Annotated in this window: 17 protein-coding genes; 12 read left to right on the forward strand and 5 right to left on the reverse strand. The window is 70.8% G+C overall.

Features of this window, described 5'->3' with window-relative positions; translation table 11 throughout:
- Nucleotides 1–33: 33 nt before the first annotated feature.
- Both ACFV6E_RS13615 and ACFV6E_RS13620 read right to left on the reverse strand, forming a co-directional pair.
- Entirely contained in the window at nt 34–1,266 is a 1,233-nt protein-coding gene (locus tag ACFV6E_RS13615) for a CaiB/BaiF CoA transferase family protein (protein WP_385174075.1), read from the reverse strand.
- Entirely contained in the window at nt 1,263–1,892 is a 630-nt protein-coding gene (locus tag ACFV6E_RS13620) for a MaoC family dehydratase (RefSeq protein ID WP_385461420.1), read from the reverse strand. The genes ACFV6E_RS13615 and ACFV6E_RS13620 overlap by 4 nt, the downstream gene beginning before the upstream one ends.
- Nucleotides 1,893–2,107: 215 nt before the next feature.
- On the opposite strand from ACFV6E_RS13620, the gene ACFV6E_RS13625 reads away from it, so the two are divergent.
- From ACFV6E_RS13625 to ACFV6E_RS13635, 3 genes are all read left to right on the forward strand, one after another.
- Entirely contained in the window at nt 2,108–2,860 is a 753-nt protein-coding gene (locus ACFV6E_RS13625) for a FadR/GntR family transcriptional regulator (protein WP_385174081.1), read from the forward strand.
- Nucleotides 2,861–3,169: 309 nt separating this feature from the next.
- Nucleotides 3,170–4,615 (forward strand): MFS transporter, encoded by a 1,446-nt coding sequence (locus ACFV6E_RS13630; protein ID WP_385461423.1) that lies wholly within the window; start codon nt 3,170–3,172, stop codon nt 4,613–4,615.
- On the forward strand, nt 4,615–5,658 hold the full coding sequence (locus ACFV6E_RS13635) for an aldolase/citrate lyase family protein (RefSeq protein ID WP_385461426.1): 1,044 nt from the start codon (nt 4,615–4,617) through the stop codon (nt 5,656–5,658). Before ACFV6E_RS13630 ends, ACFV6E_RS13635 begins: the two co-directional genes overlap by 1 nt.
- 135 nt (nt 5,659–5,793) lie before the next feature.
- Here the strand turns inward: ACFV6E_RS13635 and ACFV6E_RS13640 are convergent, their stop codons facing one another.
- Nucleotides 5,794–7,686 carry an ATP-binding cassette domain-containing protein gene (locus ACFV6E_RS13640; protein WP_385461430.1) on the reverse strand — a complete coding sequence of 631 codons (1,893 nt, stop codon included), beginning with the start codon at nt 7,684–7,686 and terminating at the stop codon, nt 5,794–5,796.
- A gap of 775 nt (nt 7,687–8,461) precedes the next feature.
- Here ACFV6E_RS13640 and ACFV6E_RS13645 point away from each other — a divergent pair.
- The 4 genes from ACFV6E_RS13645 (at nt 8,462) to ACFV6E_RS13660 (ending at nt 10,919) form a co-directional block, all read left to right on the forward strand.
- The gene (locus ACFV6E_RS13645) at nt 8,462–9,136 is read left to right on the forward strand and encodes a DUF4142 domain-containing protein (protein ID WP_385461433.1); all 675 of its coding nucleotides are present in this window, start codon (nt 8,462–8,464) and stop codon (nt 9,134–9,136) included.
- Nucleotides 9,137–9,141: 5 nt separating this feature from the next.
- On the forward strand, nt 9,142–9,774 hold the full coding sequence (locus tag ACFV6E_RS13650) for a class F sortase (protein WP_385174093.1): 633 nt from the start codon (nt 9,142–9,144) through the stop codon (nt 9,772–9,774).
- Nucleotides 9,775–9,931: 157 nt separating this feature from the next.
- Complete coding sequence (locus tag ACFV6E_RS13655; RefSeq protein ID WP_385174096.1) at nt 9,932–10,396, forward strand: hypothetical protein; 465 nt, start codon at nt 9,932–9,934, stop codon at nt 10,394–10,396.
- A 181-nt stretch (nt 10,397–10,577) separates the two neighbouring features.
- Nucleotides 10,578–10,919 (forward strand): hypothetical protein, encoded by a 342-nt coding sequence (locus ACFV6E_RS13660; RefSeq protein ID WP_385461436.1) that lies wholly within the window; start codon nt 10,578–10,580, stop codon nt 10,917–10,919.
- A gap of 96 nt (nt 10,920–11,015) precedes the next feature.
- Here the strand turns inward: ACFV6E_RS13660 and ACFV6E_RS13665 are convergent, their stop codons facing one another.
- Complete coding sequence (locus ACFV6E_RS13665; RefSeq protein WP_385461438.1) at nt 11,016–11,903, reverse strand: NPP1 family protein; 888 nt, start codon at nt 11,901–11,903, stop codon at nt 11,016–11,018.
- Nucleotides 11,904–12,469: 566 nt separating this feature from the next.
- Nucleotides 12,470–12,895 carry a hypothetical protein gene (locus tag ACFV6E_RS13670; protein ID WP_385170236.1) on the reverse strand — a complete coding sequence of 142 codons (426 nt, stop codon included), beginning with the start codon at nt 12,893–12,895 and terminating at the stop codon, nt 12,470–12,472.
- 3 nt (nt 12,896–12,898) lie between these two features.
- On the opposite strand from ACFV6E_RS13670, the gene ACFV6E_RS13675 reads away from it, so the two are divergent.
- From ACFV6E_RS13675 to ACFV6E_RS13695, 5 genes are all read left to right on the forward strand, one after another.
- Nucleotides 12,899–13,480, forward strand: coding sequence for a hypothetical protein (locus ACFV6E_RS13675; RefSeq protein ID WP_385461441.1), 582 nt, complete (start codon nt 12,899–12,901; stop codon nt 13,478–13,480).
- 146 nt (nt 13,481–13,626) lie between these two features.
- The gene (locus tag ACFV6E_RS13680) at nt 13,627–14,394 is read left to right on the forward strand and encodes an NUDIX domain-containing protein (RefSeq protein WP_385170231.1); all 768 of its coding nucleotides are present in this window, start codon (nt 13,627–13,629) and stop codon (nt 14,392–14,394) included.
- The gene (locus ACFV6E_RS13685) at nt 14,395–15,558 is read left to right on the forward strand and encodes a purine phosphorylase (protein WP_385461444.1); all 1,164 of its coding nucleotides are present in this window, start codon (nt 14,395–14,397) and stop codon (nt 15,556–15,558) included. It begins immediately after the preceding gene.
- A complete protein-coding gene (locus tag ACFV6E_RS13690) occupies nt 15,555–17,522 on the forward strand; it encodes a hypothetical protein (protein WP_385461447.1) in 1,968 nt (655 codons plus the stop codon). Before ACFV6E_RS13685 ends, ACFV6E_RS13690 begins: the two co-directional genes overlap by 4 nt.
- A 68-nt stretch (nt 17,523–17,590) precedes the next feature.
- Nucleotides 17,591–18,136, forward strand: a complete 546-nt coding sequence (locus ACFV6E_RS13695; RefSeq protein WP_385170222.1) for a hypothetical protein — start codon at nt 17,591–17,593, stop codon at nt 18,134–18,136.
- The last annotated feature ends 189 nt before the right edge of the window (nt 18,137–18,325 follow it).

The raw sequence follows: 18,325 nt of genomic DNA on the forward strand, positions 1-18,325 counted from the left end.
AGGGGCTGCGGGTTGAGCGGGCTGAGCGGAGGGTTACGGGGCGGGGGAGGGGAGCGAAGGGCCAGGGGCTTCGCCGAAGGCGCCGCGGGCGCGGGCGTCCGCGATGCGCGCGTCGTCGTAGCCGAGGTCGCGCAGTACGGACTCGGTGTGCTCGCCGAGCAGCGGGGCCCGGCGGTGCTCGTCGGGGGTGAGGGGCGGACCGACCCGTACCGGCGAGGCCACGGACGACATCAGCCCGTAGCGCGGGTGCTCGGTCCGCACGACCATGCCGCGCGCGAGGGTGTGCGGATCGGTGAGCGCCTCGTGCACCTCGTTGATCGGGGCGCAGGGGATGGACGCGGCCTGCATCGGCTCCAGCCACTCGGCCACGGTCCGTGTCAGCAGCACCTCCTCCAGGATCGGGATCAGTACGTCGCGGTGGACGCCGCGGTCGGTGAAGGTGGCGAAGCGCGGGTCGGCGGCCAGCTCGGGGCGGCCCATGACCTCGGTGAGCCGCTGCCAGAACTTCTCCTTGGCGCAGCCGACGACCAGCCAGCCGTCCTTCGCCTCGAACGCCTGGAACGGGACGAGGGAGGGGTGCGCCGAGTGCGAGGTGCGGCGCGGCTGCCAGCCCTCGTTCATCTGCCAGGTGCCGACGTAGGTGAGCATGCCGATCGCAGTGTCGTACAGGCTCAGGTCGCAGTCCATGCCCAGGCCGTCCCTGCGGGCCGCGTGCACACCGGCGGTGAGCGCGAGGGCCGCGACGAGGCCGCCGCTGTAGTCGACCAGCGACAGGCCGGACTTCTGCGGCGGGCCGCCGGGCTCCCCGGTGACCGACATCCATCCGGCGAGCGCCTGGAGCACGTAGTCGTAGCCGGGCTGGGCGCTGCGCGGCCCCTCCATGCCGAAGCCGGTGAGGGAGCAGCAGACGATGGCGGGGTTCAGGCGCGCCAGGTCCGCGTAGCGGATGCCCAGCTTGGCGGGGACGTCGCCGCGCAGATTGGAGTAGACGGCGTCGGCGGAGCGCACCAGGTCCTCGAAGACCTCGCGCCCGGCGGGGCTGCGGATGTCCAGCGCGACGGAGGACTTGTTCCGGTTGAAGGACTCGAAGAAGAGGGAGTCCTGGCCCTCGTTGAACGGCGGGACGTACCGCCCGATGTCGCCGTCCGAGCTCGGGTCCTCGATCTTGATGATCTCGGCGCCCAGCGCGGCCAGGTGCAGCGAGCCGAACGGCCCGGCGCCGTACTGCTCAAGGGAGACGACGCGGACGTCCTCCAGCGGCCTCACTCCGCGCTCCCTTCCGGTGCGACAGGTGCGACAGGTGCGTCGGGTACGTCGGGTGCGTCCGGCGCGGGCGCTTCCGTCGCCTGTACGTCCGGTGCGGGCGCTTCGGGTACGGGTACGGGCAGGGGCTTCTTGGCGGTGGGGAAGCGGGACTCGGCACCGGCCGCGCCGTGCTTGTGCACGAAGAAGGAGCGCTTGAAGCTGAGCACTTCCTCGCCGTCCTGGTTGAGCGTCCGCGAGTGCACCGTGACGATGCCGGCGGTGGGGCGGGAGCCGGACTCGCGCTTGGCCAGCACCACCGACTCCGTCCACAGCGTGTCCCCCGCGAAGACGGGGTGGGTGAACTTCACGTCGTCCAGGCCGAGGTTGGCGAAGGCGTTCTGGGTCACGTCGATGACGCTCTGGCCGACCGCGATGGCCAGCGTCAGGGTGGACACCACCAGCGGCTTGCCGAACTCCGATCCGGCGCCGACCTGTTCGTTGAAGTGCGCCTGGTTGGTGTTCATCGTCAGCAGCGTGAACCAGGTGTTGTCGGTCTCGTTCACGGTGCGCCCCAACGGGTGCTGGTAGACGTCCCCCACGGTGAAGTCCTCGTAGTACCGGCCCTGCCATCCGGGCTTGATGCTCATGGCACGTGCTCCTTCCGACCTCCACCCCCGAGGGGCGGGCGCCTCCGGCTCGACTCCCGGTTCGACTCCGGTTCGACTCCGGGCGATGGAGGATGTGTCGGCGACGCTAAATGTAGGACATTTATTTCGTCAAGGAGTCCGCTGCTTTGCGGGCAGGTCGCCGACGGGGCGCGAGATGGTTCTTCAGATCCCGGACGGCCGGTAGCGTGCGTGGCATGCAGTCGAGCGGACGCCCCCAGCCCGGATACGAACGCGTCGCGGATGCCCTGCGCGACATGATCCTCAGCGGTGAACTGCTGCCGGGGGAGCGGCTTCCCTCCGAGAGCGAGCTGACCGCCCGCATGGGGGTCAGCCGCAACACGCTCCGCGAGGCACTGCGCGTGCTGTCCTCCCAGAAACTGCTGACCACCACCCGTGGCGTGAACGGCGGCACGTTCGTCGCCGAGCCCTCCTTCGAGGACGTCTCCGAGTACCTGCGCGCCTCCCTCGGGCTGCTCAGCCGCGGCAGGGTCTCCGTGCCGCAACTGCTGGAGGTGCGCGCGATGCTGGAGGTGCCCGCCGCCGGTCTCGCCGCCCGCCGCCGCAGCGAGGCCGACCTGGAGCGACTGGCCTCCTCGATCGTGGTCGTGGACAGCCAGGACGCCCCCGAAGGCGCCCGCTGGAGCGCCAACAGCAACTTCCACGTACTGCTGCTGCGGGCGGCGGGCAACCCCCTTCTGGACATGGTCACCCAGCCCGTCTTCTCGGTGCTGCGCGAGCGCTTCCTGCGCGAACGCGCGGACGCCTCCTTCTGGCGCACGGTCGCCGACGAGCACGCGGTGATCCTGGAGCACGTACGAGCCGGCCGGGCGGACGCGGCGAGCCGCGCGATGCGTGCACACCTGGCGGCGCTGCGGGACACGTACACGCGTATCGACGTCACGCAGGTGGATGTCGTGCGGAAGGGGTCGGGGGGCGGCCGGGACTGAGCGGGTCCGACTCGGCCGGGGTTCGCCCCGCCCCGTCCGTTTGCCGCTGAAGCGGCGCCCCGCCCCGTCCGTTTGCCGCTGAAGCGGCGAAAAGAACTTCATGATGCATGGGTCTTGCGTCGAAAAATGTAGGACCTTTACTGTGCACGCAGTCGTGACACGCGACACAGCTCGCGACACAGCTCGCGGGACACGTACCGGTGCCGGACGCCCCCGTCCGCCCCCGGTCCCGCGACGCGCGCCGCGCGGAGATGAGCCGTCCGGCTCCAGCCGCCACGAGCCCGCCAACGACCGTGCGAGGCAGACACCATGACAACGCCCACCACCGGCCAGCCCCCTTCCGAGCCCGTGTCGAAACGAGCGGCAGGCACCCCGTCGGCGACGGCCCGGCTCGACCGCATCCCCGTGGCGACCACGTCGCACCGCAGATGGGCCCTGCTGCTCGGCTTCCTCTTCAGCTTCGACCTGATCGACCTGAACACCTTCGCCTACGTCGCCCCCCGCCTGCGCGAACAGTGGGACCTGTCGCTCGACGGCGTGGGCATCATCACCTCCGTCGGCTTCGCCGGCATGTTCCTCGGCGCGCTCCTGGGCGGACGGCTCTCCGACCGCCTCGGACGGCGCCGCGTACTGCTCGGCGCCGTCGTCTTCTACTCCTGCTTCTCCCTGCTGTCCGCCCTGTCGCTCACCCCCTGGCAACTGGGCGCCACCCGTTTCCTCACCGGCGTCGGTCTCCAGGCGATGACCGGAGTGCTGCTGGTGTGGGTCAGCGAGATGTTCCCGCGCGCCCTGCGCGGCCGCTACCAGTCGTGGATCCTCGTCCTCGGCTTCATCGGCGTGCCCGTATCGGCGTGGGTCTCCCGGCTGGTCATCCCGCTCGGCCCGGAGAGCTGGCGGTGGGTCTTCGTCGTCGGCGCGCTGGGCGTCGCCGGTGTGCTCGTCGCCGCCCGGATCCTTCCCGAGTCCGTCCGCTGGCAGGTCGCGCACGGCCGCGAGAACGCGGCGCTCACCCTCGTCGCCCGGCTGGAGAAGGAGGCCGTCGCACGTACCGGCGCCCCGCTGCCGCCGCCCGCGGAGACCGCGCCGCTGCCCCGCGCGCGCCTCGCCGACCTGCTCACCGGCCGCAACCGGCGCCGCCTGATCGCGACCTCGCTCGTCTCGGTCTTCCTGATCCTGTGCTTCTACGGCTTCAACTCCTGGGTCCCCACGCTCCTCGTCGAGAACGGGTACACCCAGTCCGAGAGCCTCACCGTCACCTCCGTGCTCGCGGCGGCGGCCGTGCCCGGCGCGCTGCTGGCCATCCCGTTCATCGACCGCTGGGACCGGCGCTGGCTGCTGCTGGGCATCGAGACCTGCGTGGCCGCGCTCCTGCTGGCGTTCGGCCTGATCGACGGCGCCACCGCACTGATCGTCAGCGGTTTCCTCGCCACGATGCTGCTCCAGTGCGGCGTGGCCGTGCAGTACACCTACATCCCCGAGGTGTTCCCCACCCCGCTGCGGGGCCTGGGGGCGGGCATCGCCACCGGCTTCGGGCGACTCTCCGGAGTGATCGGCGGCGTGGCCGTGAGCTGGATCTACACCACGTTCGGCTTCGCCGCCGTCTTCGTCTACCTGGCCGCCATGGCCCTGCTGATGGGCCTGGTCCTCGTCGTCCTGGGGGAGCGGACGACCAACAAGGCACTCGACGAGATCGGCTCGGACACCGTGCCACCGGCTGCGGCGCGGGAGCCGCGTACGACTCGAGGAGAACTGTGATGCGGGAAGAGAAGACGCGGGAAGAGAAGACGCGGGAAGAGAAGACGCGGGAAGAGAAGACGCGGGAAGAGAAGGCGCAGGAAGAGAAGGCGCAGGTAGAGAAGGCGCAGGAAGAGAAGGCGCAGGTACAGAACCCGAAGCCGGCGGCGGCAGCTGATCGCGCCGCCGGTACGGTCACGGCCGCGGCGATCGGGGCCGCCCGCAGCGTCCTGTTCGTGCCCGGCTCCCGACCCGACCGGTTCGCGAAGGCGACGGCCAGCGGTGCCGATCTCGTCGTGATCGACCTGGAGGACGCCGTCGGTCCCGGCGGCAAGGACGAGGCCCGCGAGTCGGTTGTCGCATGGCCGCACCTGACCGGCGTCGCCGTACGGATCAACGCGGCCGGCACCGACTGGTACGAGGCGGACCTCGCCGCTGTCCTGGCCGCCCACGCGACCGGCAAGGGCCCGGCCGCGGTGATGCTGCCCAAGGCCGACGCCGTGACGGCCGCCGCCACGGCCGCGGCGCTGCCGGCGGAGGTCGCCCTGCTGCCCTTGATCGAATCGGCGCGCGGGGTGCGCGACGCGGACCGGATCGCCGAGTGCGACCGCGTCGTACGCCTGGTCTTCGGCAGCGTCGACTACGCCCACGACATCGCCGCCACCCCGCGTCCGCCCGCCGAGGATGCATTGCTGTACGCCCGCAGTGTCCTGGTCAACTCCTCGCGCGCCGCCGGACTCGCCGCCCCCGTCGACGGGGTGACCCTCGCCCTGGACGACCCGGACATCACCGAGCGGGAGGCGCGCCGCAGTCGCGACCTGGGCTTCGGGGGCAAGCTGTGCCTGCATCCGCGCCAGCTTCCCGGGGTGCACCGCGCGTTCCTGCCCACCGGGGAAGAGGTCGCGTGGGCGCGCCGGGTCGCCGACGCGGCACGGCGCTCGGACGGCGGCGCGGCCCGCCTCGACGGCGAAATCCTGGACAAGCCGCGCCTCGAGCACGCGCTGCGCGTCCTGGCTCAGGCCGGCATCGGTGGCGGCGGCGTCCAGGCGAGCGGCGGCGTCTAGGCGCGCGTGGCCGCGGTGATCCTCGCCGTCGTGCTCGCGGGTCTGGTGCTCCTCGTGCGCGACTGACTCCTGGAATCTGCTGCATCTCATCGAGACGGCGCCCCCGCGTGGCGGGACAGGCGGGGGCGCCGGCGATCAGCGGTCCTGGGACAGCTCCAGCAGCTCGGCGAAGGTTCCGGCGCCGTGGACGAGGTCGTCGTAGCGGCCCTGTTCGGTGATCCGGCCGTGCTCCATCACGACGATGTGGTCGGCGATCTTGGTGTTCTCCAGGCGGTGGGTGACCACGATGGTGATGCGGTCGGCGGCGATGGCCTTGATCTGTTCGAAGATCTGGTGCTCGCCGCGCGGATCCATCTGGGAGGTGGGCTCGTCGAGGATCAGCAGTCCCGGGCGCCGGTACAGGGCCCGTGAGCAGGCGACGCGCTGCCACTGTCCGCCGGAGAGCTCACAGCCGCCGAAGACGTCGCGGGACAGGAGGGTGTCCAGGCCCGCGGGCAGGTCGTCGACGGCTTCGCGCAGACCGACCGCGTCGATGGCCTCCCACACCGGGGCGTCGTCGTGCGTACGCGGCTGGCCGAGGGTGACGTTCTCGCGGACCCGCAGCGGCCACTGCGCGAAGATCTGCGGCACCAGGCCGGTGTGCGCCCACACCGTGGCGGGGTCCACGGCGGCGAGGTCGGTGCCGTCCCACGTGACCCTGCCCTTGTCCGGCAGGTAGATCCCGGTCAGCAGGCGGGTGAGGGTGGACTTCCCCGAGCCGTTCGCCCCGACGATCGCGAGGATCTGGCCGCGCCGCAGGGTGAGGGAGACCCCGTCGACGGCGGGCTTGTCCTTGCCCGGGTACTGGTAGACGACCTCCTCGAGCCGGATCTCCTCGGTCGGCGCGGCATGTGCGCGGGGGCCGCGCCGGGGAGCGCGGGCAGCGGCCTCGTCGAGGAAGGACTGCATGTCGCCCAGGTACAGGCTGGTGTGGAAGACCGCGGCACCGCCCACGACGACCTGGGAGAGCGCGGCGAGCGTGGTCTGCACGGCGATGACGGCCGTCGCGGCCACCGCGAGTTCGATCCGGCCCGAGACCGCCAGCCACGCCAGCGCTGACCAGGTCGCCACCAGGAAGACGCCGCCGGCCAGCGCGGACAGCAGGGCGATCCGCAGGGTCCGCGGCGCGGCGGCCAGGGTGCGCCGGTCGCATCGGTCGGACAGGGCCCGGTACCAGTAGACGAGGTAGTCGGTCATCGAGTTGGCCCGGACCTCGTCGCCGTACTTCGACGTGGTCGCCCACCAGCGCATCATGCCGCGCACGTTGCGGTCGGCGACGTTGGCGTAGTGGATTTCGTAGTCGACCCGGGCGGTCAGGACGGCGCCGACGCCGGCCGGCAGCACGGCGAGCAGGAGCAGCGGCAGCATCAACGGGTTCAGTACCGACAGCACTCCGCCGGCGGTGACCATGCGGATCAGCGCGGACAGGAAGCGCTGGGCGTCGGTGACCATCACGTGCGTGCGGATCACGCCCATCTCGGCCGCTTCGTGCCGGTCCGAGAATCCGTCCTCCGCGTACGCGGCCGCCTCGACCCGGCACACCGCCTCGACCAGAGCGGTGTCCGTCTCCGTCGTCAGCCGCGGGGTGATCCGTCGCTCGGCGTATGTGGCCACCGCCGCCGCGCTGCGGCCCAGCGCGGCGGCGAGCGCCACTACCAGCAGCGCAGGCACGGCGCCGCGCAGCCGCTCGCCCGCGGTGCCGTCCCCGAGGACGGGTTGCATGGCGTGGGCGGTGGCGGTCAGCAGTACGGCGGCCGAGGCGCCCGTGACCACCTGGCAGCCGAGGAGGAGTTGCACCGCCCGCCGGTCGGTGCGCCACGACAGCCGGGCGATCCGGCCCAGGACGGCCGGGATCTGCGCGCACATCCGCCGGAAGGAGACCTCGGCGAGCGGATTGACGGAGTACTGCCCGCTGTACGTGATCTCTGCGGGTGGCGGCGGCGGGGGCGGCGCGGTGTGCTGCTGCTCGTTCGTGGCGGCCGAGGTCAATGTGGGCCCTCCCTGGACAGTCATCCGGCATGGTCGTGAGGCTCAACGACCGGGGCTCCATTTCGAACTGGTGTTTTCCGGTCGTTCCCGGAACCCCGGGACAGAGCGGCGCCGGAGGGCGGGGGATGCATCGACCCGCCCCGCACAACGGGTGTGGTAAGCACGGAGGTTGGCCGAAACGCCGATGTCCGCACGACGGGTTCACAGGCGGTTCCGAAGTGCCTATTCGGCCTTGCTCACGGCTTCGGCGAGGGCCTGCATACCGGGCGACGGGAGATCGACGGTGCCCAGTCCTGCTCGTCGATGGCGCACGGGCCCTGGTACGCATCGGCCTCAGACGCGTTACTTGACGAGCCCCTGGGCAGCGTGAGTTGCAGGGCACAGGTCTGGTGGGCGTGGCCGGTCGCCGTGCCATGGACACGATTACGACTTGAGTATTCTCGGGATGGAGGCGTCTGCCCGCCTCAGTCGGCAGAGCCGGATAACGCCGCTGCCGCTTTCCCGGTTTCCTGAGCCGGTGCGGGGCCTCGCCGCGTCCGGTGAGCGATGCCTGCTCGTCCCCTGACCGTGGCACCGTCCGTCCTGACGCATGGGTGTAGAGACCGCCCCCCGGGCTCGGGCGTGTCGGCTGGCCGGGTGAGGGAGCGGCGGTGGGCGGTAGGAGCGGGCGCCAGGCTGGCAGTGATGGTGCTGGGCGCCGAGTCCGCGCCCCTTTCCGCCCACCGCCGGGCGCCGCCCGTGTGCCGTCCGGCCGGTCCCGAAGGGAGCAGTACCCATGCCAAGACGAATACTGGTGTCCGCCGCCGTGGCGGTCGCGCTGGCCGGGGTCTCCGTGCCCCAGGCGTTCGCCGCGGACGTCAGCGATCAGGACTCGACGTTCCTGATGAAGGTCCACCAGGGCAACCTCACCGAGATCATGGCCGGCCAGGACACCCGCTCGCACGCGATGAGCGACTGTGTGAAGAAGGTCGGCGAGGTGCTGGTGCGCGACCACACCAAGCTGGACTCCGACGGAAAGACGCTCGCGGGGAAGCTGGGCGTGACGCTGCCGAGGTCGCCCTCCGCCGAGCAACGCGAGCAGTTGGCCGCCGTGCAGGAGAAGGCCGGCAGCAAGGCGTACGACCAGGCGTGGCTCACTGCCCAGGCCGCCGCGCACCGCACCACCCTCCAGCTGATCGACCAGGAGCTCGCCGACGGCACGAACGCCGAGGCGATGGCCGCCGCCCGCACCGCCCGCCCGGTGGTGGCGATGCACCTCGACATGGTCCGCGACGGCGCCTGCCACGCAGCCCGGGACGCCGGCACCGTCCGCGCAGGCAGCGGCGGGCACCTGGCCGCCGTCGGCGGCTCCTCCGCCCTCGGCGCGGCCGGCATGGCCGGCGGCGGGCTGCTCGCCGTCGCGGGCATGGGCCGGCTGGCGTACTCCCGGCGTCGCGCGGGCCAGGAGTAGGACGCGTGATACGTCACCGGCCGGCCGCCGCCCTCATGACTCTCTGCGGGCTGGGCACGGCGGTCGCCGGCTGGCTGACGTGGCACACGGCCCCGGCGGACATCGGCGACGCGGGCACGCTGCCCGCCGCCGTGCACCGCACCGGCACCGGCAGTCCGAAGGAGACGTCGCCGCCGGTCCGGGTCCGGGGACCGGCCGGTCTGGACGCCGCCGTCGTCCCGGTCGCCGCGCGGCGCGACGGCACCCTGCGCCTGCCGGCGGACCTGAGCACCGGCGGGTGGTGGGCGCTGGGCGCCCGGCCCGGCGCTGCCGCAGGCACCGTCCTGATCGCCGGGCACGTCGACTCCCGTGAGGACGGGCTCGGCACCTTCGCCGCGCTGCACGACATTCCCCTGGGCGCCAGGGTGACGGTGACCGGGGCCGACGGGACGGCACGGCCCTACCGCGTCACCGCCCGCCGCTTCTACCGCCAACAGCGCCTCCCCGCCGACCTCTTCGCCCGTACCGGCCCGCCCCGCCTGGCCCTTGTCACCTGCGCCGCCCCCTACGACAGCGGCGCGGGCCGCTACGAACGCAACCTCGTCCTGTACGCCGCCCCGGCCGGTCCGTCCGGAGGCCGCACACCGCCCGGTCCGTGAGTCTGCGGTGACCGAGGCACCGGTTGGCCGGCGTTGCTCGCCGGTGGGCCAGGGCCTTGATGAGCGCCGCGTCCCGTGCGCCTCCGGTCGGCGAGACCCCGGGGTCGAGACCGCGGAGCCAGACGGTCACGTCGGGTGTCTGATTGCATGGTGTTTCATGAACGCCATAGTCACGAGTGTCATCGCGGTTCTCGGCACCCTGTTGGGCTCGACGGTGACGCATGTCTTCCAGCAGCGATCGGCACGGCGCCTGGAGCGGAACGCCCGCGACGAGCGGCTGCGCCAGGAGCGGCTGGAGGTCTTCGGCACGTACGCCGGACTGCTCGTCGACTTCCGCCAGGCCATGCTGCATCACTGGTTCTGTGTACATGAGGGCCGCGACGCAGAGGACGAAGTCGTGCTGCGCGGCCGGTCGTTCGAGCTGCGCTCCAGCACGCAGCATGCCTTGTTCCAACTCCAGCTGATCACCGACGAACCCGAGCTCATCGCCGTCGCGGTCGACGCTTTCACGACGGTCGGCACGATCGATCGGGCGGAGGACCGCGCTGACGTCGTCATTCGACGGGACGCGACTCGAGCCCTGATCGACGCGTTCGTCGGGACGGCACGCCGGCACGTCTAGCGACAGCCGCGGCTCAAGGCAAGTGACAGGATGGCCGACGCCTGGCTGCCTTCGCGCGATCGGTCCCCGCACGCCAACGCCGCACCTGTACCCGCCGTGAGCACCAGGCCCTCAGCACCCGGCGGAAGGTCGAGCCTCACATGAAGATCTGGATCTGCAAGGTGTGGCCGGAGTGGTACTCGTGACCGATGAATCCCTGACCGCCACCACCACGGAGCCGGCCGGCACCCGCGGCTCCCGGCACCGCGCGCTCCTCCTGATGGAGGCCGCCGTGGCCATGGCCCTGGCTCTCGCGGCCACCGTCTGGGCCTGCGCGGACCCTTACATCGACCTCGAATCCAAGGCGTGGGTGCGGCGGATCGCGCTGGCCACGGCGATCTCCGTGGCAATGAGTACCGCGCTCGTACTCCGCGGCGGCCCCGCCCTGCGGAAGACCGGCTGGGCGTTGACGGTGCTGCGGGCGCCCGTGCTGCTGAACCTGCTGTGGTTCCTGCTCCCGCAGGTCACGTCCGAACTGCTGTGACCCCAACGGTGCCGGCCGGAGAGGGTCATCCCTCCGGCCGGCCCATCGATGGTCCGGACAGGGCCGGGGCCCCGTCGCGGTCATGATGCGCTGCGCTCAGGCAGCCGGGTTGAACGGGACCTCGGCAGGCTTGGCGTCCGCCAGCTTGCTGGGGAACGAGCTGTCTCTGATGTCCAAGTTGGCTTCGCCGAAGCTGGCGTTCATCAGCTTGTCGCGGAGTTCGGCGCTGGGCCAGCCGTTCCAGTCGACGATGGGAGGGAAGACCCAGGTGCCGAGATGGTTCTCCGGCGGTTCGTCATTGGTGTTCGCGATCCGGAAGTCGTGCGTGAAACCTCCGTCCTTGTGGTAGACGACCTTGGGGTGGGTTCCCTCGAACTGGACCTCGGAGCGCGGGTACGTCTTGTACTTGCCGTGCTGCGATACCGAGACGTACTCCACTTGGTTGGTCGACTGGTTGATCCACGTAACGACGTGCTCCCAGTCATTGCGGTGGCCGTTGGTGCCACCCGCGATCTCGCCGACGCCCTCCGAGGACTGGTCCTTCTCGAAGTAACTCGCGTACATGACCGCGACCCATCCGTTGTCGGCCTTGGAGCGGGCATAGGTCTGAGAGTTCTGCAGGTCGGAGAGGTCGCGGCAGTGGCCGTTCACGGCGCCGCCCAGCCCGAGACCAGAAGCCAGCGTTCCGTCCGCTCCGATGGCCGGCGTGGCGTAGCAGCCGTTCCCGTCGTAGTCGTAAGCGGGTGAGAACGACTGTTCGTACCCTCCGGCAGCCTGCTCGAGGTGCTGCGGTGGACCGGCATCCGCATCGAGCTTCCTGACGTCGGATTCCGAGTCCTTCGACGGCTTCGCGGAAGGCGCGACCGATTTCTCGGTCTTTCCGGGCTTCGAAGCCGTTGCCTGGGGTCCGGCGCCACACGCTGTCAGCAGCATGACGCCGGAGACGGCCCCGGCGGCGAATACGCCCAAGTTCCAAGTACGCATGAACGACCCTCAATCGCGAATCGGGGAGAATTTTTGCCCTACACACGCCCGGCGGCGCACGTGCGGGTCGAAACACGCTCGGACTGTGACGCAGGTCATGTGCGGGAGGCCGAGGCGGTGGTGGAGGGCCGTGACCTGGATGGCCGTGCAGGCCGATCAGGCGCAGTCGGCCACTTCGTCCAGGTACGCCTGTGGCACCCGGGCGATGCCGGACAGGCCGCCGGCCGGCGGAACGCGTCCGTATCGAGTGACACCAGCCGGTCGGCGAAGTCGTCCGGTTCCAACGCCCAGGCTGCGGCGTCGTCCACCGGCGGTGCGAAGCTGAACGCCGTGCGCCGAGCGGAGGATACGGGGGACACGGTCATGGCTGTCTTCGGCACGGGACGTGGCGGCACTGCCGTTGACACTGCTCCCGGCGATCACCCTCTGACGCGATCGCGTGATCCGGTCCGCATGGCAAAGGCGTCCTGGTGACCGAGCTGGTTCACGCCGACGACACCTGGCACCTGGTCGACTCGGTGATGTGCGGCGAGCTGCTGCCGCTGCGACTCCGCTGGTTCTCGGGCTCAGCCAAGCAGCAGCGCCTTCGCCTCCTTCACCTGATCGTGCGCTGCCACCAGTGCCGCCGCCCGCTTCGGCGGGGGCACGTCCGGGTGGCACGCGGCCCGCAGGAAGTACTCGGCGAGCACGACCTGCCACTCCCACGCCCGCCCCGGCTCCCTCGCGTCCGGACAGACCGCGGGCAGCTGGGCGACCAGCCAGGCCAAGGCCGCCAGGGCCGCCCGCGTGCCCGGCGTCGGCGACTCCGGTACCGGCGGCGCGGTCCGGCGGCCCAGGCACAGGGCCAGCTCCCGCCAGTACGGGAACCGGGTGAAGAACATCGACTCCACCCCCGCGTCCACCGACCGCATCAAGAGGTCCACGGCGAATCGAGCCGCGTCCGCCGCCCAGTTGAGCCGCCCGAACTCACTTGTGTCGATCAGTACCGGCATCGGATGACGGTGCTGGCACACCAGCACATTGCCGCCGTGCAGATCTCCATGGGCGTACGTGGTCGTCGTCGGCTCGCCGCCACCGAGCCCGTGGGCGCCGGCGAGCGCCTGCGGTGGCTGGCCCTGGACGAAGGTGTGACCGCGGGCTCCTTCGAGCAGCTCGCCCTGTCCTACCAGCGGGCCGGTGACGAACGGGCGGCCCGTCTGGTGCGCCGCGCAAGGGAACGCCGGCTGCACGCGTCGGAGCGGCTGCCCGGCCGGGTGTGGGGCCGGCTCCAGGACGTCCTGTTCGGCTACGGCTACGCTCCCGGGCGCGCCCTTGCCTGGCTCGCCGCCCTGGTCGGGGCCGGGTCACTGTGGTTCGCCGCGCACGTGCCGGCGCCGGCCGCGGGCGGGGCCCGGCGGGACCGGGACGCCGTGCTGTACGCCCTCGACCTGGTCGTCCCGGTGGCCGGGCTGGGATATCGCACGGCGTGGGACCCGGCCGGGGCGGACAAGGCCGTCGCGATCGTCCTGGTCCTCGCGGGATGGGTACTGGCGACGGCGGTGGTGGCGGGCGCGAGCCGCACACTGGGACGGCACTGACCCGGCCGGAGTCTCCAAGGAGTCGGCGGGCGCCGCCCCACGGCATGCCGCCGTCCATTTCCCGGGCAGCCGTCGCTCCGCTTTCCGAGCAGCCGTCGCTCCGCACTTCTTGTCCAAATGACAGAAACTGAAGTACCGTGGCAGTCATGCCAGTTGACTCATGGACACCGCCTCCCGTACTGCTGACGGTCGATCTTGTGATCCTGACTCTGCGCGAGGGACGCCTGTGCGTCCTGCTCGTGGAGCGGGGCGAGGAGCCGTTCGCGGGCATGCTCGCGCTGCCCGGCGGTTTCCTCAATCACGCCGGTGAGTCGATCCTGGACGCCGCGCACCGCGAGCTGGGCGAGGAGACCGCTCTGGACGGCGGGCCGCTGCACCTCGAGCAGTTGGCCACCTACGGCGACTCGGGCCGCGATCCGAGGGGCCGCGTCGTCTCCGTGGCCCACCTGGCGATCGCGCCGGGGCTGCCCGAGCCGGTCGCGGGGACGGACGCCAGCGCCGCTTCATGGGTGCCCGTGGACACCGTCCTGTCCGGGCGGACGGAGTTGGCTTTCGATCACGGCCTGATCGTGGCGGACGGCGTCGAACGGGCGCGTACGAAGCTCGAGTTCTCGGCGCTGGCCACGGCATTCTGCGGAGAACTTTTCACCATAACCGAGTTGCAGCAGGTGTACGAGGCGGTATGGGGAACCGCGCTCGACACCCGTAATTTCTACCGGAAAGTACAGGCCGTGAAGGGATTTATCACTCCCGCGGGATCGGGACGCAGGACCACGGGAGGGCGGCCCGCGCGGCTGTTCAGGGCCGGGCCCCGAACGGTGTTGTCCCCACCACTGATCCGCCCCGAGCCGCCCACGGCGGAAGAGCCCGAGCCGCCCGCGACGCAAGAGAAAGAGAAAAAGGAAGGGGAATAGGTGTCCAAGGACCTGGTGGTGGTACTCACCGCCCTCAATCTCGAATACGAGGCCGTACGCCGGAATCTGGCCGGCCCCCGGCTGCACCGTCATCGACGTGGCACGCGGTTCGAAGTGGGAACCGTGCCGGGCACGTCGTGCCGTGTGGCGCTCGCGCTGACGAACAAGGGAAATCATCCCGCCGCGGTGCTCGCCGAGCGCGCGATACAGGAATTCTCGCCGGTGGCCGTGCTGTTCGTCGGCGTCGCCGGTGCCCTGTGGGAATCCACCGGGCTCGGCGACGTGGTGATGGCCACCCACGTGTACGCGTACCACGGCGGGACAAGCGAGGACGACGGACTCAAGGCGCGCCCCCGGGCGTGGGAGGCGCCGCACGGCATCAGCCAGCTCGGTGCGCATCTGGCCCGCGCGGGCGACTGGGCCGGCGGCCCGCCTGGCGACAAAAGCGCGACCCGGGTGCATTTCGGTGCGATCGCCGCCGGTGAGGTCGTACAGAATTCGCGGATTTCCGCCGAGGCGGAATGGATCCGGCAGCACTACAACGACGCGCTCGCGATCGAGATGGAAGCCGCCGGGGTGGCGCAGGCCGGTCATCTCAACGGGGCGCCGGTGGCCGTCATCCGCGGCATCAGCGACCGGGCGGACGGCACGAAGAGCAGCGCGGAGGACCGTAACTGGCAACCACGGGCCGCGGCGAACGCGGCGGCCTTCGCCGTCCGGCTGGCCGCGGAACTGATCGGGGAACAGGAGCAGATAGCGATGAACGAGTACTACAGGACCGGCAGGACCGACAAGCTCAGAGAGCAGGTCAGCAACACCGCCCGGTCCAGTCAGGTCGGGATCATGGCCCGCACGGTCACCGGAAGCAACGTCCACTTCAATGGGCGCCCCCAGGCGTCCGGCCCGACGGACCTGGCCGCGGAGCTGGACGGCTTCCGTGAGCACCTGGACCGGGCCGGCGCCGAGGGCGCCCTCGACGAGGACACCTGCCAGGCGGCGCGGGCCGAACTGGACATCGCCGGCCGGGCGGCGAGGAAGAAGGCGTCCGAGTCGCGGAAGGAAGCGACCATGGCGCTCAAGAGGTTACGCGGTCTGGTCGCCGACCACGACGAGCTGGCAGCCATGCTGGAACCGCTGATCACCGCGGCGGGTGGTCTGTCATGACCGACAACATGACCTTCACGGCCAATACGGCCGCGGACGGCTCCACCGTCGGAATCCAGGCCGAGACGGTGCACAACTCCAACGTGTACTTCGTCGGTCCGGAGGCGTCGCCCGAAGAGAAGTACAAGGTCGGTGTGCGGTTCCTTCAGAACGGCGTACCCAGCCGCGCCCGCGAACTCATCGGCGACGCCATCGCCCGCGGATACGACGACGCGGAGGTCCGTTTCCACTGGGTGCTCGCCATGCTCAGCAAGCGCGCCCTGCACGACCTCGACTCCGAAGAGCTCCAGCAACTGCACCAGGCGTCCGCACACGTACGCAGCTACGTCGCCGGAGAGTGGAAGACCGCCCTGCGCGTCACCTTCGCGCTGCTGGCGGCCCTCAGTGACCCGGACGGCGACACCGCAGGCGTACTGAAGCGGTTGCGGGAGCTGACGCCGCGCCAGCGTGACCTGATCCTGCACCACCTCGACCTCGTCCTCACCGGAGGACTGAAGGACGGCCTCTGGGCCGAGTCCCGCGAGCGGGCCATGGCCGAGCAGCTCAGCGCGGACCGGAAGAACCGGGTCTGGGCCTACTTCGAGCCCGAGCCCATCGGGGCGCGGGCCGAGCCGCCCCGGGCGGACACCGGTTCCGCCGCCCAGGCGAACTTCACCGTCCGGGCCGGCCTGTGCGCCGTCGCCACCGCGTTCCTCTGGGTCATGGCGCTGACCGCCGATCCGGCCGCGGCCGTCATCGAGTTGCTGGTGGCGCTCGGCGCCGGTTTCGCCGTCGCGCACTTCGGCCCGCAGTGGTGGCAGCACGAACACCGGCGGAAGAACCTTTCCCCGTCCTCGCAGCCGGGTCGTTCCGCCTCCGCCGGGGACGGGTTCACCAACGACGTCCGCCGGTCGTTCGACCACTACTTCGCCCACCGTGTGCCGCGCGACCTCGCCCCGGACCAGTGGCTGCACCTGACCGCCGACATCCGCAACGGCCTCATCGCCGAGATCGCCTCTCTCTACCGGGAGAGCCGCGTCAGCGTGGACCGGATCGGCTGGCTGATCCGCTACCTGGCCGAGGACGCCCGTGACCGCTACCACAAGGGCGTTCTGTTCGACTCCCGCCGACAGGAACAGACACCGGCGGCCGTCAAGGCGCTGGTCGTCATCGCCTTCGCCGTTCTCGGCTTCACGGCCATGGCCCTGATCTCGACGGTGTCCGGCGCGTCGAACACACTGCTGGGCATCCTCGCCCTGATCGTCGCCTTCTGGGCCGGACGCACCGCCGCGCTGTCGTGGCTGCACGTCCGCGCCGGCGAACACCGGCTGGCCGAGGAGACCCGGGAGTACGAGGAGACCCTGGCCGCCCGGCAGGACGCGTACCAGAAGTGGAAGACGTACCTGGACGCCACGCGGCCCAGCGAGCTGGAGATGGAGACCTGGCTCACCTGCGACAAGACCATGTTCGTCGATGAGGCGCTGCGTCAGCACCAGCTCGCCTGGCGCGACATCATCACCCACACCATCCTGATGACACCCGCACGCCCTTACATGCGAGGACGGGTGAAGGGCGGGCCCTGGCGGTACTCGCGCTACGCCTTCCGGCTGTTCCTGATCTCGGGGGACGGTGTGCGCGAGATCAGCGCGGAGTACGACTTCACCGACGCGAAGCGCGCGAACGTGCAGCGGAGCAACTACCGGTTCGACGCGCTGTCCTCCATCCACGTCACCGAACGCGCTGATCACGGCTACGACCTGGAACTCGTGCTCACCAACGGGCCCTCCAGGGAGATCCGCGTCAAGGACGCCGAGACGGAACAACTCGCTCCGGAGGAGAACGCCCAGCAGATCGCCGAGATCAACCTCAACGCGGCCGGTTTCATCCACACCTTCCGGCTGCTGGAAGGGATCGCGGCGGACGGAAAGGGCTGGCTCGACCGGAACAATCCCCACAACCCGCCGACCTTCTTCGCCACCGACTGAGCGATCCGGGCCCTGGGAACGGCCAAGCGATGTGAATGGGCATGCGCCGTGAATGGGCAGTGACGTGAATGGGGGATGCCGTGGGCGTCACAGAGGACGTCACCGAGAGCAGGCTGCTGCTCGCGGAGTACGACCGCATCAAGGAGGAGCAGAAGACCCGCATCGGATTCCGCGACAACCTCCTCTACTTCACGCTCGCCGCGTCCACCGCGGTCCTGGCCGCCACCGTCCAGAAGGGGCAGCCCCAACTGCTGCTCGCCGTTCCCGTGGTCTGCCTGGTCCTGGGCTGGACCTACCTGGTCAACGACGAGAAGATCTCGGCGGTCGGCCGCTACATCCGCGACCAGTTGGGGCCGCGCCTCGCCGAACTCACCGAGGCCCGTGGCGCCGTGTTCGGCTGGGAGGGCTACCACCGCAGTGACGCGAGCCGTGCCACACGCAAGCGGCTCCAGACTGCCGTCGACCTGTTCACGTACTCGGCACTGCCGATGACCTGCGTGGGCGCGTTCTGGTGCTCGGGGGCCGTCGGGCCTCTGCTGCTGCTCGTCTCCTTCGTGCAGACGCTCGCCCTGGCCGTGCTGGGCTGGCAGTTCCTGCGCTACGCCGACGGGTAGCACCCGCCGGCGTCGGGGCCCGGCGGTTCGTCGGCGAGCTGCCGGTCCAGCGCCGCAGTGCCTCGGCGGACTGGACGCGTGCCGCCGGGCCGGGTACAGCCCTGCCGGGCCGGGTACAGCCCTGCCGGCAGCCAGTGGACGGTGTCGGCGATGTCCCGCTGTCCGAGGCTTCATCGGATCCGCGCACCG

Origin of the sequence: Streptomyces sp. NPDC059785, from assembly GCF_042732375.1 — a bacterium.
In the GTDB taxonomy this organism is placed as follows: Bacteria; Actinomycetota; Actinomycetes; order Streptomycetales; family Streptomycetaceae; genus Streptomyces.

What these genes read in the sequence shown, in the direction of transcription:
- ACFV6E_RS13625 (WP_385174081.1), top strand. Translation starts at nt 2,108, where the DNA reads ATGCAGTCGAGCGGACGCCCCCAGCCCGGATACGAACGCGTCGCGGAT.
- ACFV6E_RS13655 (WP_385174096.1), top strand. Translation starts at nt 9,932, where the DNA reads ATGAACGCCATAGTCACGAGTGTCATCGCGGTTCTCGGCACCCTGTTG.
- ACFV6E_RS13620 (WP_385461420.1), bottom strand. Translation starts at nt 1,892, where the DNA reads ATGAGCATCAAGCCCGGATGGCAGGGCCGGTACTACGAGGACTTCACC.
- ACFV6E_RS13680 (WP_385170231.1), top strand. Translation starts at nt 13,627, where the DNA reads ATGCCAGTTGACTCATGGACACCGCCTCCCGTACTGCTGACGGTCGAT.
- ACFV6E_RS13665 (WP_385461438.1), bottom strand. Translation starts at nt 11,903, where the DNA reads ATGCGTACTTGGAACTTGGGCGTATTCGCCGCCGGGGCCGTCTCCGGC.
- ACFV6E_RS13670 (WP_385170236.1), bottom strand. Translation starts at nt 12,895, where the DNA reads ATGCCGGTACTGATCGACACAAGTGAGTTCGGGCGGCTCAACTGGGCG.
- ACFV6E_RS13695 (WP_385170222.1), top strand. Translation starts at nt 17,591, where the DNA reads ATGGGGGATGCCGTGGGCGTCACAGAGGACGTCACCGAGAGCAGGCTG.
- ACFV6E_RS13630 (WP_385461423.1), top strand. Translation starts at nt 3,170, where the DNA reads ATGACAACGCCCACCACCGGCCAGCCCCCTTCCGAGCCCGTGTCGAAA.
- ACFV6E_RS13690 (WP_385461447.1), top strand. Translation starts at nt 15,555, where the DNA reads ATGACCGACAACATGACCTTCACGGCCAATACGGCCGCGGACGGCTCC.
- ACFV6E_RS13635 (WP_385461426.1), top strand. Translation starts at nt 4,615, where the DNA reads ATGCGGGAAGAGAAGACGCGGGAAGAGAAGACGCGGGAAGAGAAGACG.
- ACFV6E_RS13675 (WP_385461441.1), top strand. Translation starts at nt 12,899, where the DNA reads ATGACGGTGCTGGCACACCAGCACATTGCCGCCGTGCAGATCTCCATG.
- ACFV6E_RS13645 (WP_385461433.1), top strand. Translation starts at nt 8,462, where the DNA reads ATGCCAAGACGAATACTGGTGTCCGCCGCCGTGGCGGTCGCGCTGGCC.